Below are 15,473 nucleotides of genomic sequence, written 5' to 3'. Positions count from 1 at the left end.
CGGATCACCTAGGTGATCCGGATTTTTCAAGTCTGCTTCTGGTCGTCACGGCGGACGGCTTCTCTCAGCTCTTCCGCGACAAATTCGACGTTCGGCCCGATAATGACCTGCGCCGTTTTATTCCCCGTTTTGATAACCCCTTTTGCTCCCGCTTTTTTAAGCGCCGCCTCATTAATGAGAGACGTATCCTGCACGGTCAGCCTGAGGCGGGTCGCACAGTGATCAATCGTTTCGAGGTTTTGCCTGCCGCCGAGCCCCTTGAGCATGGCATGTTCTTCGACGGAACCGGCCGTATCTTCACTAAGCACTTCTTCCTCTCCCTCATCATCTTCCCGTCCCGGCGTTTTCAAGTTTAACGTTTTGATGAGCATATAGAAGACGACAAAATAGATCACTGCATAACAAAGCCCGACAACGAGCAGCAAAAGCGGTTTTTCGGCAATGCCGTAGCTGAGGAGATAATCGATCGCCCCCGCCGAGAATGAAAAACCTGACCTGATTCCGAGAACATTCACGATAAATAAAGAGAACCCGGTTAATATAGCATGAACCCCGTACAAAAGCGGTGATAAAAACATAAATGCAAATTCAATCGGCTCTGTAATTCCGGTAATAAATGCCGTCAGCGCGAGACCGATCATCATTCCGGCCGTCGCTTTGCGCTTACTTGGCTTAGCCGCGGCAATCATTGCCAGACATGCGGCAGGAAGCCCGAACATCATAATCGGGAAGAATCCCGTCATATAAGTTCCCGCCGTCGGATCCTTCGCAAAGAAGCGGGCCAGATCTCCCGTTTTTCCGTGAAAATCGCCAAACTGGAACCAAAAAATATTATTCAGCACATGATGAAGACCGAACGGAATCAAAAGCCGGTTAAAAATCCCGTAAATCCCGGCGCCGATTCCGCCAAGCCCGATCATCCATTCCCCGAAAGACGTAATCACCGACTGAATCGGCGGCCACACAAATCCGAAGATCCCCGCCAAAATAATGGTAATCAGCGCCGTTACAATCGGAACGAGCCTGCGCCCGCTGAAAAACCCGAGATATTCGGGCAGCTTCGTATCCTTAAAGCGATTATACGTGTATCCCGCAATTAACCCCGCGATAATCCCTCCGAAAACGGCCATATTATTTGTCGAATTGATTGATTTTACAGCAGCGTCCAGCATGATATAAGAAATTGCTCCCGACAGAGCGGCGGCCCCGTTGCTGTCTTTCGAAATCCCAATCGCGATTCCGATCGCGAAAATCAGCGGCAGATGATCAAATACCGCGGTCCCCGCCGCGTAAATGAACGGAATATTTAATAAGTCCTCTCTGCCGATGGCCAAAATAATACCAACGGCGGGCAGAACGGCAATCGGAAGCATAAATGATTTTCCGAGTTTTTGCAAAAATTGAAGCATTTTACCCATCCCCCTTCTTTTTTCTTAAATATACCACATAAGTTATCTAGTGATCTATACCAATTTTCCTTCATTTATTCACATAAGGCTTGTTGGTTTTCTATTTATAAACCAGTTGTGGTAAGCTTGAATCAGATGATTAAAAATAGAAAGCGGGAATGACAATGATTGTAACGAACGATCAAGAATTAGAAGGCCTTAAAAAAATCGGCAGAATCGTCGCGCTGGCGCGTGAAGAAATGAAGAAAAAAGCCGAGCCCGGCATGAGCACGAAAGATCTTGACCTGATCGGAAAGGCGGTGCTTGACGAGCACGGAGCCGCTTCCGCTCCGGAGAAGGAATACGATTTCCCGGGCGTGACATGCATCAGCGTAAATGACGAAGTCGCTCACGGCATTCCGAGCGCCTCTAAAATCTTAAAAGCCGGAGATCTTGTAAATATCGATATTTCGGCGGAGTTCGGCGGTTTTTATTCCGATACGGGAATTTCATTTGTGCTCGGAGAAGGCGATGAACGTCTGCAAAAGCTTTGTAACTGCGCAGCATCCGCATTTCAGAAAGGATTGGATCAGGCAAAAGCCGGCAAACGCCAAAACCAGATCGGCAGAGCCGTCTACCATGAAGCCCGCTCCAACGGATTTACCGTCATTAAAACGCTGACGGGCCACGGGATCGGCAGAAACCTCCACGAAGCGCCGAACCACATCATGAATTACTACGATCCGTTTGATAACGCGCTGTTTAAAAACGGAACCGTGATCGCGCTTGAGCCGTTTATTTCCACGAAAGCGGAAACGATTGTTGAAGCGGGAGACGGCTGGACGTTTAAAACGCCGGATAAAAGCCTTGTCGCCCAAGTGGAACATACCATCGTGATCACAAAAGACAAACCGATTATTTTAACTGCATTGTAATGTTTCATCTCCCTTCCAAACAGGTATACAACAACTAACCCGAAGGAGGGAGACGCATGAAAAAAGATAAAGAAAAAATCAAAATCGAAAACGAAATACACGCCATGCACGGCGTAACGAAACAGCAGATTTTAGAGGATTTCGAGGAATTTAAGGCGTACCTTCATCAGAAAATTTCCGCCGGAAAAAAACTGGGTCTGGATGACAGCAAAATCATCAAAAGCGCCGCCATCCTCGGGGACTATCTCGCCAAACACGAGGAGCCCCGCAATGCGGAAGAAAAACTCTTACAAGAACTGTGGGACATTGCGGATGACAATGAAAAACAGCATTTGGCCCAGCTTCTCGTCAAACTTGCCGGACACTGATACAGTGCCCGGCTTTTTTATGCTCCGTTATAAGAGTTGTGCTACACTGGACATATGTCTGTGAAAGGAGCCATTTTTCAACATGTGGTTTATTATCTTCGGGTTTATTTTCTTTATTGAAAGCATCATTCTCACCGTTTACGGAGTGAAGAAAAAGAAGGGGATGCTGATTTATTTCGGCGTCGTTTTCGGAATCATGACACTCGGAACGGTGCTGTTAAAATTAACCGGCCATTAAGCATGAAAAGACCGCCCTTTACATATATATGTAAGAAAGCTTTACATCTCTGAATCGAAAGTCTCAGTTTTTGCGTTATCCCTTTTCAGCGTCTTTTTATAGATGTTACAATGCCAAAAGTTTGGCAAAAACTGAAGAAACCTCCCCAGCGGGAGAACGGAGAAAGGAGTTTTCTGACATGCATTATGGCAGTAAAGGCTGGTATGTAGAAGAGTTAAAGAAAAAAGGAATTACCCACTATGAAGGAAGAAAGCTTCAAAGCTTCAAAAAGTACTTCCTTGCCAATCTGCTGGAAACAAAAAAACAAGCATAACGTAAATCAGCCGTGCTGTCAGTGCAGCACGGCTTTTTTCTATACATTAGTGAGCCTGTCTCTTTTTTTAAGGAAGGACTCCCTCCAGCTTTCTGACAGCGCTTCTTCCCGCAGTATTTCTTCAATCGCTGACAGATTGCCGGAATCACGATATTTCACTTCATTCGCATACCAGACGGAAATGCTTTCTTTTCCTCTCGACAGACGCTTGAGGACGGGACGCGGATCGACATATCCTTCTTCAAGCACCCTGAAATAAAAGCCGGTAAATCCCGTCTGCTGTACACGGAGCACCATATCTTTGATGCCATATTTGAGCGCAAGTTTGACGCAGGGCTGGCGCGGCTGGCTTACTTGAACGACGGCTTCCCCCAGCTGAAAGACGTCTCCGATCCACACGTCTTGTTCGGCAAGTCCTATGACCGTTACATTCTCCCCGAACGCGGCGGCGGGAAGTTTTCTCGCGAGCGTTGTTTCCCAATATGAATAATGCTCGGCGGGATACACGCACACCGCTTTATCGGGGCCTCCGTGATGCTTCAAGTCGGCTTGCCCGTCCCCGTCAAAATGGGTTTTATACAGCATGACGGGAGAATCTGCGGGCCGCTTTATGATGCCGGAATTGATTTGTCTGCCGGCAAATTCATGAATTGCGGGCTTTCCGAGATTGATAGATAAGACAGAATAGTCTTGCGTCACCTCGTTCACATCCTTTGCGAAATCTCATATCTTTCCTTTATCATAGTAAGAAAAAGGTGGTTTTTCCATGCTTCAATATCATATGATTGCAGACGGCCGGGTTCAGGGCGTAGGTTTTCGCTACTTCGTCCAGATGGAAGCCGACAGACATAAGGTAGCCGGCTGGGTAAAAAACCGTGATGACGGCCGGGTGGAAATCCTTGCCGAAGGTCCTGAAGAGTCGTTAAAACAATTTGCCGAAGCAGTCAGAAAAGGCAGCCCCTTCTCAAATGTCACAGACGTAACCATCGAAGAATCACACCGTCTGAAAGGGTACCGCACTTTTACCATCAGTTACTGATAAGGCTTGTCCTGATAATAATAATTCGGCTTCACAATCGTATTGTCATATGATTTATGGAAAATGTGGGTGGAAGCCGGCGAGATCGGCGGAATCAGCCAGGTCCAGTCGCCCGTCAGCTTTCTGCCCGCGTCTTGTTCCTGTTCTTCAAAGCGTTTAAATTGATTCGCCGCCGTATGGTGATCGACAATGCTGACACCGTGTTTTTTGTATGAATAGAGCACTGCTTTATTCAGTTCCACCAGCACCTGATCTTTCCACAGGTCGGTATTCAGGCTGGCGGAAATCCCCATGACCGCAGCGGCTTTTTTGAGCATATCATACCGTTTTTCGTCAGCAAGGTTCCTTGCGCCGATTTCGGTTCCCATATACCATCCGTTAAAAGGCGCCGCGTTGTACGACAGCCCGCCGATTTCAAGCCTCATATCGGCGATAATCGGAACCCCGTACCATCTGAGATTTAAATCGGCAAACTCTTCAATATCCGGATGGGTGATCGGCACTTCTTTCACGAGCGTCTGAGGCAGGTCATACCAGACCGGCTGCCCGTCCCCTTTCATCCGGAAAAGCAGCGGCAGAATATCAAAATCGGTCCGCTTCCCGCGCCAGCCGAGTTTTTCGCAGACAGCCGTCAGCTCATATGATGCCGGATCACCGACTCTTCCTTTTTCAGTCTCATATCCCGCATAGCGGATGAGCTGGTGATTCCAGATCTCCACTTGTTTTTCCCCATTCTTCTCAGGAGGGAAAATCGTAATCGTCGGTTTAATTTTTCCGCCGTTCGTGGCGATTTTGATATGTTCAAATAATGCGTCGCGCACCTCTTCTTTCGTGTTCACACCGCGCCGGTCAATGACGTTCAGCGATTGCCAGAACAGACGCCCGATACAGCGGTTGCTGTTGCGCCACGCCATTTTCGCCCCGTGTTCAAGCTCTTCCGCCGTATGGACGTAACTTCCCGTCCGATCTATCTCATCTTTTATCGCGTGCAGACGCGCGTTGATTTGCGATTCCATTCCGAGTTCCTGATAGCAGACATCAATAAAATCCTTCGCCTCATCCCAAAGTATTTCCGTATGTTTCAAAAAACTCTCTCCTTCAATTTACATCTGTTTCCCATTGTATCGTTTTTAGGAGTGAACACAATGGTTTTTTTGTATCATACTGGAAACTGCAAAGAAAAAACACCTGTGATGTTCGCAGGTGTTTTACAAAACGGAATGCAGTTTTTCAGCCAGTGTAAGCAAATCCTCACGGTAGTTTTTTCCCGTCATCGGAATTCCGTGACCCGTCAAAAGCGCTTCCGGCTCCAGTTCGGCCAGTTTCTGAACGGATGCGGCCGCCGTCTGCGTATCCGCTGTAAAATAAGCGGGCGGCCCGTGAAGCTCTTGCTTTTGAATGACAACGTCCGCAAGCGATTCCTGTTCAACAGTGATCACGGCATCACCGGCAAGCAGAACGCGGTCTTTATCCCGGAATAATGAAATATGGCCGGGGGTGTGACCGGGCGTATGCACCCATTTCCATTCTTCAAGAAACGGAACGGTACCGTCTGAAGGCAGTGCCTGAACGGACGGAATGCGGATCGTATGGCGCGGAAACAGCGGTGACAGCTTTGCGACAAGCCCTTTTTTCGCATCGGGCCTGGCAGGCGGATAATCCGCTTTCCCCGTGACGTACGGGAGCTCCTTTTCATGAATGTAAACCGGCACATCCCAAAGCTCAAGCAGCTCTTCAATCGCACCGACATGATCAAAATGACCGTGTGTCAAAATGACCGCCTTCAGCTGATACCCCTCTTTGAATCGGCGTTTCATTTCTTCTGTTATCATCTCTGCCGATTGCGGCATTCCCGCGTCAACCAGAATGATTTCCCGCGGAGCTGAGGGATTTTCGATAAAGTAAACATTCGCAATCTGCACGGTCAGTCCGTAAACGCCGTCCGCCGCTTTAAAACCGGCGCCGCTTCTCACTGAAAAAAGCGGCATAAACGGATCACTCATCATGGCACCTCCTCTGATGCCTTTAGTGTGCGACGAACCGGGTGTTTTATGTTAAAAAATCGTGATTGCGCCGATGATGAGCGCAAAGGCCGTCATGACGATAACGGCAAGAACCGCCCATTTCATCGCAAACTTCTGGTGTTCATCAATGGTGACCCCGGCAAGCCCGACTAATAAATGCGTCGACGGCACGAGCGGGCTTAACATATGAATCGGCTGGCCGATGATCGAAGCGCGGGCGATTTCCACCTTATCTACACCGTACGCCACGGCGGTCTCAGACAAAATGGGCAGCACGCCGTAAAAATAGGCGTCATTGGGCATCAGAAACGTAAAGATACCGCTCGTTAAGGCAACAATCGCCGGAATAAATCCCCCCATCTGTTCCGGAATAAGCGATACGAGGGAAATGGCCATCTCATCAACCATCTTCGTCCCCGTTAAAATTCCGGTAAACACGCCTGCGGCAAAAATCATCGAACCGATCGCAAGCACATTGCTCGAATGGGCTGAAATACGCTCCCTTTGATCGTTAAGCTTCGGATAGTTGACAATCAGCGCGATACAAAACGCAATGATGAACAGCACAGTTAAATTCACTTTTCCTGACACTAAAAATCCCACTAAAGAAAGCGTTAACAGTAAATTGAACCACCACAGTTTCGGCCGCCTCCATTCATCTTCCGCAGCCGCAGCCGTTTCATTTGTATGGGACGGCTGCTTTAATTCGATCACCCCGAGCCGTTTCCTTTCCATCCTTCCGAGTACATAAGCGACCACAATCATACATACCATGCCGCTGGCAATGACAGGCAGCATCGGCCCCGTCAGCTCTGCCGGGTCAACGCCGAGCGCACTCGCCGCACGCGGCGTCGCGCCGCCCCATGGTATCGTGTTCATGATACCCATGCCGACACCGGCGATTCCCGCTAAAATAATCGGACGGATTCCGAGCATGATATACAAAGGCAGCATTGCGCTTGTCGTAATCATATACGTCGTCGAGCCGTCTCCGTCCAGTGCGACAAGCATGGTCAAAACGGCTGTTCCGACTACAATTTTGAGCGGGTCGCCTTTAACCAGCTTTAAAATACGCGACACCATCGGATCAAATAAACCGGTATCAATCATAATGCCGAAATAAAGAATCGCAAACATAATCATGACTGCAATCGGCGCCACCTGTTCAATCCCGGAAATCATCATCTCGCCGACCCGGTTAAAAGAAAACCCGGCAAACAGCGCAAACACGATCGGCGTTAATACGAGCGCCGTTAACACTGAAAGCCGTTTTGTCATAATCAGCACCATAAAAACAAGCATCATAAGAAAGCCTAAGATTGCTAACACAGTATGTCCCCCTTATTATGAATACGCTTACATTTTAAAGGCCCGATCCCCTTTATCCGCCTTTTTGCTATCTTATGAGAATTGGATATTGAAGTAAATATTTTGGATTTTAAAGATTTTTAATTTTTTATAACCTTTTCGTTCATTTTGTTCATTTATAAATAAAAAGCCTCCCGCAAATATGCGGAAGGCTTATTTTTCGCTGCTCATCATCTCTTTATAAAACTCGGTCTGCTCTTCTAAAAAGCGTTTTGCGCCGCTGCTGTTTTTATAAAAGCTCTCCCAATCCCGTTTTTTCAACATTTGCTTCCACTCCGCGGATGAGGTAATCTGTTTCAAAGCCTGATCCCAATAGGCGATCTCGCCTTCGGTCATGTCTTTCGGCCCCATGATGCCTCTCCAGTGCGCAAAGACAAACGGCACCCCCTGCTCTTTCCATGTCGGCACATCGCTGAAGCCGGAGAGCCTTTTGTCCGACGTAACGGCCGCCAATGTGATTTTCCCTTTCCGATAGGCGTCTCTCGCTTCTGAAATGGTCATTGAGGCGGCGTCTATCTCGTGGCTGATAAGAGCTTCAATGACTTCATTGCTGCTCCCGTATTGAAAAAAGCGGATATCAAACGGAGAAATTCCGGCCATTTCCGCCGCTCTCGCAAAGGAGAGCTGGTCATCATTTCCGAGGCCGGGCGCAAATCCGATTTTTATGCCGCCCGGATGTGCTTTAATATCGCCGAGCAGCCGCTTTCCGCTTTTTATCTTTGAATCCTTCGGAAGAGCGACGGTCTGCCACTCTTTTGCGATAATGGCCAAAGGCGTAAAATCAGCTGCCTTCAGCCGGCTTTGTCCCAAAATTTCATTGCTTAACAGCAGGCTTGAATTCATACTGATGACATCCGTTTTTCGTTCGTTTACATATTTCCAGCCGCTGTCTCCGCCTCCGCCGGGTTTATAGACGATCTTTACGGGCCGGCCTAATATTTGCTTCCGCTCTATTACCGATTGCAAAGCTTTTGCCGTTACGTCCCAGCCCCCTTGAGGCGCTGCCGAGACGACAATTTCAACCGGCCCTTCGGCTGAACGGATGCCCGCCATCTGCCGTCCGTCAAAAGAAACCAGCGCCGCCAGCATGACAAGAAGCACTCCCAACCGCTTCATTTCTCCCATCCCTTATTCATGTGCTAAATAATATTTCCGTTCCGGCCTGCCGATAATGCCGTACTCTAATTCAGCGAGCGCTTCTTCCTGAGAAACGAGAAACTCGGCGTAGCGCCGCGCCGTTGTTCTGGAGGCGCCCATTTTTTCGCCCAGTTCTTCAGCCGTCATCCCTTTTTGGGCTGCCCTGAGCGCGTTTTTGATTTTTTGAAGTGTAATCGAATTAATCCCGGTCGGCAGATCATTGAGCTGTTTTTGTTCTTTCTGACCGCTTCCGAAAAACATGTCGATAACGGACTGGCTCAGCTCCGGCTGTGAGTGCAGCCATTCTCTTTTTTCACGGTACTGCAAAAGCACTTCTGTAAATTTATGTGCCGACACCGGCTTTATGACATAGTGGGAAACGCCTGATCTGAGCGCTTCCTGCAGCAGTCTTGTTTCGGCAGAAGCCGTAATAATGATGATATCAACGGAAGGAAAACGGCCGCGGATAAGCGGGAGCAGATCTGTTCCCAGCTCATCCGGCATATAAATATCCAAAAGCAGCAGATCAGGCTGCCGTTTCTCAAGCAGCGATATGGTGTCTTTGGCATTGATTGCTTTGCCGATGACATTGAATCCATCAAGATGTTCGATAAATTTTTCATGAATTTGCGCTATTCGAAAGTCGTCCTCTGCAATCGCGATGTTAATCACTCCGATTCCCCCTTTGGCCTTTCTTTCGGTATAAACACCGTAAATACGGCTCCGCCGCTCTTTTGCTGCGAAATCTCTATCGATCCCTGTAATTCACTGACGGCTTCTTTCAGATTGGCTAAGCCGTATCCTCTCCTTGTCCCCTTTGAAGAGTAGCCCTTTTCAAATATGGTTTCTGTTTTTTCCTGAGGCACGCCATCCCCTGAGTCCGCCACTTCGATGACGATATCCCTGCCGATATCAGTCATAAAAAAGGCGACCTCTTTTTTCTCTTTTTCGGCGACGGCTTCGAAAGCGTTATCAATAAGATTTCCGATGATCGTAATGAGCTGGGATGAACCCACATGCTCCGGCAGCGATTCTAAAAAGCTGTTTTCATCTATTGAAAGCTTCACTTTCTTCTCAGACGCCTTTCCCATTTTTCCTAATAGTATGGCCTGAACCCGCTGTGAATGAATGTTTTGAAAGAGGATTTCGTGCTGTTCATTCTGGATGGCGTACTCTTCTTTTATCAGTTCAATGGCTTCATTATATTCTCCCAGCTCTAACAGACCGAGTATCGCGTAAAGCTTATTCGAGAATTCATGCGTTTGCGCCCGGAGATCCTCCGAGTATTTTTTCATTTCAGTCAGCTTGTTAATCAGTTTCTTGAGCTCTGTTTTCTCCCGGAAGCTGATCACCGCTCCGTATACTTGTCCGGTCTGCTTCATTTCTTTCACGTTTAAGATAAATACTTTATTTCCGGCACGCACCTCCACGTTCGGCGGTAATTCTCCCCCTGCCAACACCGGCATGAGATTTGCGCCCGGCATGATTTCTTTTATATGCCTTCCGATCATCGGTTCCGGCAGATTCAGCATATCAGCCGCAGATAAATTCATCATGGTTACCGCGCCTTCTTTGTTTACGGCGATAATCCCTTCTTTAATCGCAAGGAGCATCGCATTGCGCTCCCTGTACAGCGCTGCAATTTCATGCGGTTCAAGGCCGAGTGTATCTTTACGGATGCTTTTTGCGAGCGCCGCCGCTCCCCCGATGCCGATAAGAAACACCAAACATGCAAAATAGCCTAAATGCCGCAGATGCGCTTTCATATCTTTTTCTATCTCATCTTGTAAAAACTCGACTGTCACCGTTCCGACGACTTCGTTATGATTTTTTTCCTCCAAAATAACCGGGGCGCTCCCCCGGACAGCCTTCATTCCGTCGGAAACCGGTGACCCGCCGAACATGATGGTTTTATTTTGCAGATTTTGATTTTCTTTCGGAATACTGCTTCGGGCCGAATGAAATGCAACATGCCCTTTTTGATCAGTGATGTAGACGGCGTGCGCGCCTGCCTGTTCTTTCATTTGTTCAATGACATCTAACTTTGTAAAAGCCTCTTGATCCGCAAGCCGGAACGCCTCTTTTACAGGAGGCATGTATGAAATGGTTTTTGCCGTTTGCACCGCCAGCTGTTCAGCCTGCTTCTGCCCTTCCTTTAATTGCTGAAAGGCAAATATAACCGTGAGCGTTCCGATGACAAGTATTAATAAAGCCGTAATTAATCCGGCGATTTTCATTTGCAGAGAGACATAAAACCGCTTCGCTTCCAACACAGCACCAGCCGTCCTTTCCTCCTAAAATCATACCATTTTTTAAATCTTCATTTCTCATTTTTGAGAATTTTCGTGATCTTTTTCTCTTGTGGCTTACCAAAAAGGTGATGATAGATATATATTTACTTTTACACAATTGATATAACACATAAAAAAGACTGACCGAAGTCAGTCTGGCAATCTATCAGGAAATCGTAACTCCCGCGCTTGCATATCCCGCCACTGTATTAATAAGCGAAAGGCCTGTCGCAGTGGCGGAGAATACCATTAACAGCCGGGTTTGAGGAGTTACCGCAATGTTCAGCCCTGTCGTGATTCCGTTGCTGATGCTGCCGATTGACAATACGCCGGTGAGGGGAGGAGCTAAAGTGACGGATGCTCCGGGAATCGGCGTGAACGTATTATTCGGCACTGTGGAACTGTATAATTGTGCGGTTATCGTAACAGTCGAGCCGACAAGCGACAATGCTGCGGTTGTACTGAAATAGGCGGCAATTGATGTAATGGTTCCGCTTCTCGGAACAGAAAAAGCAAAGTTCAGCAGAGTCCCTCCGGCTCCTGTAAGATCAATTGCGCCTCCCCCTCCGACATTGACGCCCGTCACAGAATTGCCGAACCCGACAAGGCTCACCGTTCCGATTAATCCGCCGGCAATGGTCGTCACGGCAGTTGGGAGACCTGAAGCAAAAGGAATGATTGCGCCTGCTCCTGTTGCGCCGGTTATTCCGGTTGTTCCCGTTACCCCAGTTGCACCTGTGGCTCCCGTTACTCCGGTTGCACCCGTTATTCCGGTAGATCCAGTATCTCCGGTTGCTCCGGTCGAGCCTGTTACTCCGGTCGCTCCTGTTACTCCGGTGGCTCCTGTTACTCCAGTTGATCCCGTTACTCCGGTTACTCCGGTTACTCCGGTGGCTCCCGTTATTCCTGTCGCTCCTGTTGCTCCGGTTATTCCAGTGGCTCCGGTGATCCCGGTTACTCCTGTTGATCCTGTTACTCCGGTGGCTCCAGTATCTCCAGTTGATCCCGTTATTCCTGTCGCTCCGGTGATCCCGGTTGCTCCTGTTATTCCTGTCGCTCCCGTTATCCCTGTTACTCCTGTTGATCCCGTTATCCCGGTTGCTCCTGTTACTCCGGTAGCGCCTGTTACTCCCGTGGCTCCCGTTATCCCGGTGGCTCCCGTTACTCCGGTCGTGCCCGTTATCCCGGTAGCGCCTGTTACTCCGGTAGCGCCTGTTACTCCCGTGGCTCCCGTTACTCCGGTGGCGCCGATTTCTCCGGTCGAGCCCGTTACTCCTGTTGCTCCTGTTGCTCCGGTGGCGCCGGTGGCTCCTGTTATCCCAGTTGCTCCAGTATCCCCGGTTACTCCAGTCGCTCCGGTTACTCCAATCGCTCCGGTTACTCCAATCGCTCCGGTTATGCCTGTTACCCCGGTTGCCCCCGTTACCCCGGTTGCACCTGTTATTCCTGTCGCTCCCGTTACTCCGGTCGTGCCCGTTATCCCGGTAGCTCCAGTATCCCCAGTTACTCCGGTAGCGCCTGTTACTCCGGTGGCGCCTGTTACTCCAGTGGCTCCCGTTATTCCGGTAGATCCAGTATCTCCGGTTGCTCCTGTTACTCCGGTCGCTCCGGTTACCCCGGTTACTCCTGTTGCTCCAGTATCTCCGGTTACTCCCGTCGCTCCAGTATCTCCGGTTACTCCCGTTATCCCTGTCGCTCCGGTTACCCCTGTTACCCCGGTTGCTCCTGTTACCCCAGTTGCCCCCGTTATCCCGGTTGCTCCTGTTACTCCGGCGGCTCCCGTTATTCCGGTAGATCCAGTATCTCCGGTTGCTCCGGTCAAGCCCGTTACTCCAGTAGCTCCTGTTATTCCGGTCGCTCCGGTGATCCCGGTTGCTCCCGTTATCCCAGTTGCTCCGGTTACTCCGGTTACTCCGGTAGCGCCGGTGATCCCGATGGCTCCGGTTACTCCGGTAGCGCCTGTTACCCCAGTTGCCCCCGTTACCCCGGTTGCTCCTGTTATTCCTGTCGCCCCGGTTACTCCCGTGGCTCCCGTTACTCCCGTGGCGCCGGTTGCTCCAGTCGCGCCGGGATCTCCAGTGACGCCGGTTGCTCCTGTAAACCCCGTTGCTCCAGTCAGCCCCGTTGCTCCAGTGAACCCCGTTGCTCCAGTGAACCCCGTTGCTCCAGTCAGCCCTGTTGCTCCGGTCAGCCCCGTTGCTCCGGTGCACCCTGTTGCTCCAGTCGCTCCTCTTACATGAAAATGATTTGGATGACAGCACGGACACCATCTTTCATGACAGCAAGAGTTTTCGCAACAGCACCCTTCACAGCAATGTGCCCGATTATGATAACTGCGCCTTTGATTTCTTCTTTTATGTTGAAAATGACAGCAACAATCCTTACAATTTCGGCAGTCGCAATCCCAAGAATCGTATCTGTTATACCAAGTATCTCCTTTTCTCATTACACCACCTCTATTTTCATAATATTTCCACGAAGAAAAAAGGTGTGGCAAAACCCCACTTCTATTGGGCACATTTTCAAATGTTCTTAAGGCTGCACCATGCACAGCTTTTAGAGAAAAAAGACCTAACTGTGCATAAGTCAGGTCTTTCATCTTTAAAATATCAGTCTGCTGTTGTCATTATGTTGTCGGGAAACGAATGCTGTTAAAATCAATATTGAGAGCTGTTGCGGCTGTTACATTATTAGCAGTTGTAAAAATAACTCTCAGCTGGTACGTGTTCGTTCCCGCGGTCGGCGCTGTATCCACTGTAGTATCAGCTACTGCAAACCGTTGAGTAGTTGCGCTAATAATAGACCTTGACAAAAGTCTTGTATGAATCTGTACTGCTCCCCTATATAATCTTATTTCAAAGACAAAGTTTGAATTGGCTGTAGATGTTACATCGACGCTGACTGAATAATCAAACTTTACATTCTGCAAAGTATTAACTGGAATTTCCAGTTCAGCAACAGGAACTTCTGTATTTAACGGCGGGTAAACAGTGAGCGGCCCGTTGGTTCTTGTGAAGAGCAAGGTCGGTGCACTAGCAGTTGGGCCTGTTGGGCCTGTTATTCCTGTCGCTCCCGTTGGTCCCGTTGTCCCGGTTACTCCGGTCGCTCCGGTTGATCCTGTGACTCCCGTGGCTCCAGTCGATCCTGTGACTCCCGTTGCTCCGGTTCGTCCTGTTGGGCCTGTTATTCCTGTCGCTCCCGTTGGTCCCGTTGTCCCGGTTCGTCCTGTTGGGCCTGTTATTCCTGTCGCTCCTGTTGCCCCGGTTCGTCCTGTTGGGCCTGTTGATCCTGTAGAGCCTGTCGGACCGGAATTCTCTATGACTTGAAGGAGAGACACGTCATCAATTAGTATTGTTGTGTTCGTATTCACAGATGCCTTACTGATCATAATCTGAGCATCAGTTACTCCATCAGGAACAACAGCTGTTGTTTGGTATACCTCTGTCCATGTATTAAAAATTACATTCGGTAAATGGCCTATCGTGATCGCTGCATCTAAACCTGTTGCAATCGGTACACCTAATGAATTTAAATATAAGATTTGCAAGTTAACCTGAGGGTTTGAAGCCGTTCCAATGGTTCCTAATGAAACTTGAAAATGATATGCCTGACCGACCGTAACCGGGACGATTTGTGAAAGTGAAGCAGTGTTTGTTTCAATCAAAAATTGTGCTGAGTATGTTCCTGAATGGGCAAATATACTGTTAACAGTGGCATTTGCCACGTCCCACCCGGTTAAATCTCCACTTTCAAAACCACCATTGACAATGAGGTTGCCAATCGCCAATTCACTCCCCCTCTCTTGTATTCGTATTTTCATTGCAGCCGACTTTACATAACTATTGTATCTAAACTCATGGTTATCAAAGCGATACAAAAAAGGTGACTGAAAAAACGATCACCTTTTAAACATTTATGGCAGAGGGAATGATGTTGCGTTTAAAGCCCGGTTTGTAATATCGACTTGTGTTACATTATTTGTATTTCCAACTGTTAATACCATATTATACACAGTTATTCCGGAAGCCGGAACTTGGTCAACAAACGTATGAGGAATAATAATAGATTGCCCGGCTGAATAGAATAGATTCAATTCAAGAGTTTCGGTGCTGATTATAATTCCATTTCTCTCCAAGTCAAGAGAAAGCACGAGGGAGAAATCAGGTGTCAGCGGATTAAGGGTGATATTAAGCTGAATTGTCGTATCAATCTTCACCAATTGAGTGGCAACTGCAGTTATAGTTGCCGTCAAGACACTTGTCGGAGTACCATCTAAAGGAATCACCACTTGATCAACCGCATTCTGAAAAGCAACCGTCGGCTGTGAACCCGTCGCTCCAGTAGCTCCAGTTGGACCCGTGATTCCCGTCGG

General features: G+C 48.6%; 15 protein-coding genes and 1 pseudogene. 5 read left to right on the top strand and 11 right to left on the bottom strand.

The features are described 5' to 3' along the window. Positions 1 to 26 precede the first annotated feature (26 nt). Entirely contained in the window at positions 27 to 1,409 is a 1,383-nt protein-coding gene (nagE, locus tag BGM27_RS14920) for an N-acetylglucosamine-specific PTS transporter subunit IIBC (RefSeq protein WP_007408491.1), read from the bottom strand. Positions 1,410 to 1,573: 164 nt separating this feature from the next. Between nagE and map the strand changes: the two genes are divergently transcribed. From map to BGM27_RS14900, 4 genes are all read left to right on the top strand, one after another. Next, entirely contained in the window at positions 1,574 to 2,323 is a 750-nt protein-coding gene (gene map / locus BGM27_RS14915; RefSeq protein WP_007408490.1) for a type I methionyl aminopeptidase, read from the top strand. A 56-nt stretch (positions 2,324 to 2,379) separates the two neighbouring features. Then, on the top strand, positions 2,380 to 2,691 hold the full coding sequence (locus BGM27_RS14910; RefSeq protein WP_003155607.1) for a DUF3243 domain-containing protein: 312 nt from the start codon (positions 2,380 to 2,382) through the stop codon (positions 2,689 to 2,691). A gap of 82 nt (positions 2,692 to 2,773) precedes the next feature. Continuing rightward, positions 2,774 to 2,929, top strand: a complete 156-nt coding sequence (locus BGM27_RS14905; RefSeq protein WP_003155608.1) for a hypothetical protein — start codon at positions 2,774 to 2,776, stop codon at positions 2,927 to 2,929. A gap of 178 nt (positions 2,930 to 3,107) precedes the next feature. Further along, positions 3,108 to 3,242, top strand: coding sequence for a YflJ family protein (locus BGM27_RS14900; RefSeq protein WP_003155609.1), 135 nt, complete (start codon positions 3,108 to 3,110; stop codon positions 3,240 to 3,242). A 39-nt stretch (positions 3,243 to 3,281) separates the two neighbouring features. Here BGM27_RS14900 and BGM27_RS14895 read toward each other — a convergent pair whose 3' ends face one another. Beyond that, the gene (locus BGM27_RS14895; protein WP_007408489.1) at positions 3,282 to 3,941 is read right to left on the bottom strand and encodes an MOSC domain-containing protein; all 660 of its coding nucleotides are present in this window, start codon (positions 3,939 to 3,941) and stop codon (positions 3,282 to 3,284) included. 67 nt (positions 3,942 to 4,008) lie between these two features. Between BGM27_RS14895 and BGM27_RS14890 the strand changes: the two genes are divergently transcribed. Continuing rightward, positions 4,009 to 4,281 (top strand): acylphosphatase, encoded by a 273-nt coding sequence (locus BGM27_RS14890; protein WP_007408488.1) that lies wholly within the window; start codon positions 4,009 to 4,011, stop codon positions 4,279 to 4,281. Here BGM27_RS14890 and nosA read toward each other — a convergent pair. The 9 genes and pseudogenes from nosA to BGM27_RS14845 form a co-directional block, all read right to left on the bottom strand. Then, positions 4,275 to 5,366: a nitric oxide synthase gene (nosA, locus tag BGM27_RS14885; protein WP_007408487.1), complete on the bottom strand. Its 1,092-nt coding sequence runs from the start codon at positions 5,364 to 5,366 to the stop codon at positions 4,275 to 4,277. The genes BGM27_RS14890 and nosA overlap by 7 nt on opposite strands. Positions 5,367 to 5,489: 123 nt before the next feature. Further along, positions 5,490 to 6,284: an MBL fold metallo-hydrolase gene (locus BGM27_RS14880; RefSeq protein ID WP_007408486.1), complete on the bottom strand. Its 795-nt coding sequence runs from the start codon at positions 6,282 to 6,284 to the stop codon at positions 5,490 to 5,492. A 51-nt stretch (positions 6,285 to 6,335) separates the two neighbouring features. Further along, entirely contained in the window at positions 6,336 to 7,634 is a 1,299-nt protein-coding gene (gene citM / locus BGM27_RS14875; RefSeq protein WP_007408485.1) for an Mg(2+)/citrate complex secondary transporter CitM, read from the bottom strand. 192 nt (positions 7,635 to 7,826) lie between these two features. Next, positions 7,827 to 8,789: a tripartite tricarboxylate transporter substrate binding protein gene (locus BGM27_RS14870; protein ID WP_032865212.1), complete on the bottom strand. Its 963-nt coding sequence runs from the start codon at positions 8,787 to 8,789 to the stop codon at positions 7,827 to 7,829. Positions 8,790 to 8,801: 12 nt separating this feature from the next. Next, on the bottom strand, positions 8,802 to 9,482 hold the full coding sequence (locus tag BGM27_RS14865; RefSeq protein WP_007408483.1) for a response regulator: 681 nt from the start codon (positions 9,480 to 9,482) through the stop codon (positions 8,802 to 8,804). Next, positions 9,479 to 11,083 carry a sensor histidine kinase gene (locus BGM27_RS14860; RefSeq protein WP_007408482.1) on the bottom strand — a complete coding sequence of 535 codons (1,605 nt, stop codon included), beginning with the start codon at positions 11,081 to 11,083 and terminating at the stop codon, positions 9,479 to 9,481. The genes BGM27_RS14865 and BGM27_RS14860 overlap by 4 nt, the downstream gene beginning before the upstream one ends. 184 nt (positions 11,084 to 11,267) lie before the next feature. Continuing rightward, positions 11,268 to 13,547 carry an exosporium glycoprotein BclB-related protein gene (locus BGM27_RS14855; RefSeq protein WP_038462144.1) on the bottom strand — a complete coding sequence of 760 codons (2,280 nt, stop codon included), beginning with the start codon at positions 13,545 to 13,547 and terminating at the stop codon, positions 11,268 to 11,270. Positions 13,548 to 13,727: 180 nt separating this feature from the next. Then, on the bottom strand, positions 13,728 to 14,888 hold the full coding sequence (locus tag BGM27_RS20755; RefSeq protein WP_020953939.1) for an NTTRR-F1 domain: 1,161 nt from the start codon (positions 14,886 to 14,888) through the stop codon (positions 13,728 to 13,730). Positions 14,889 to 15,014: 126 nt separating this feature from the next. Further along, positions 15,015 to 15,473, bottom strand: a pseudogene (locus BGM27_RS14845) (NTTRR-F1 domain); the annotation flags it as partial.

The organism is Bacillus sp. FJAT-27001, from assembly GCF_019039175.1.
Taxonomy (GTDB): Bacteria; Bacillota; Bacilli; order Bacillales; family Bacillaceae; genus Bacillus; species Bacillus velezensis.
This window is presented reverse-complemented; position numbering and strand designations above follow the sequence as displayed.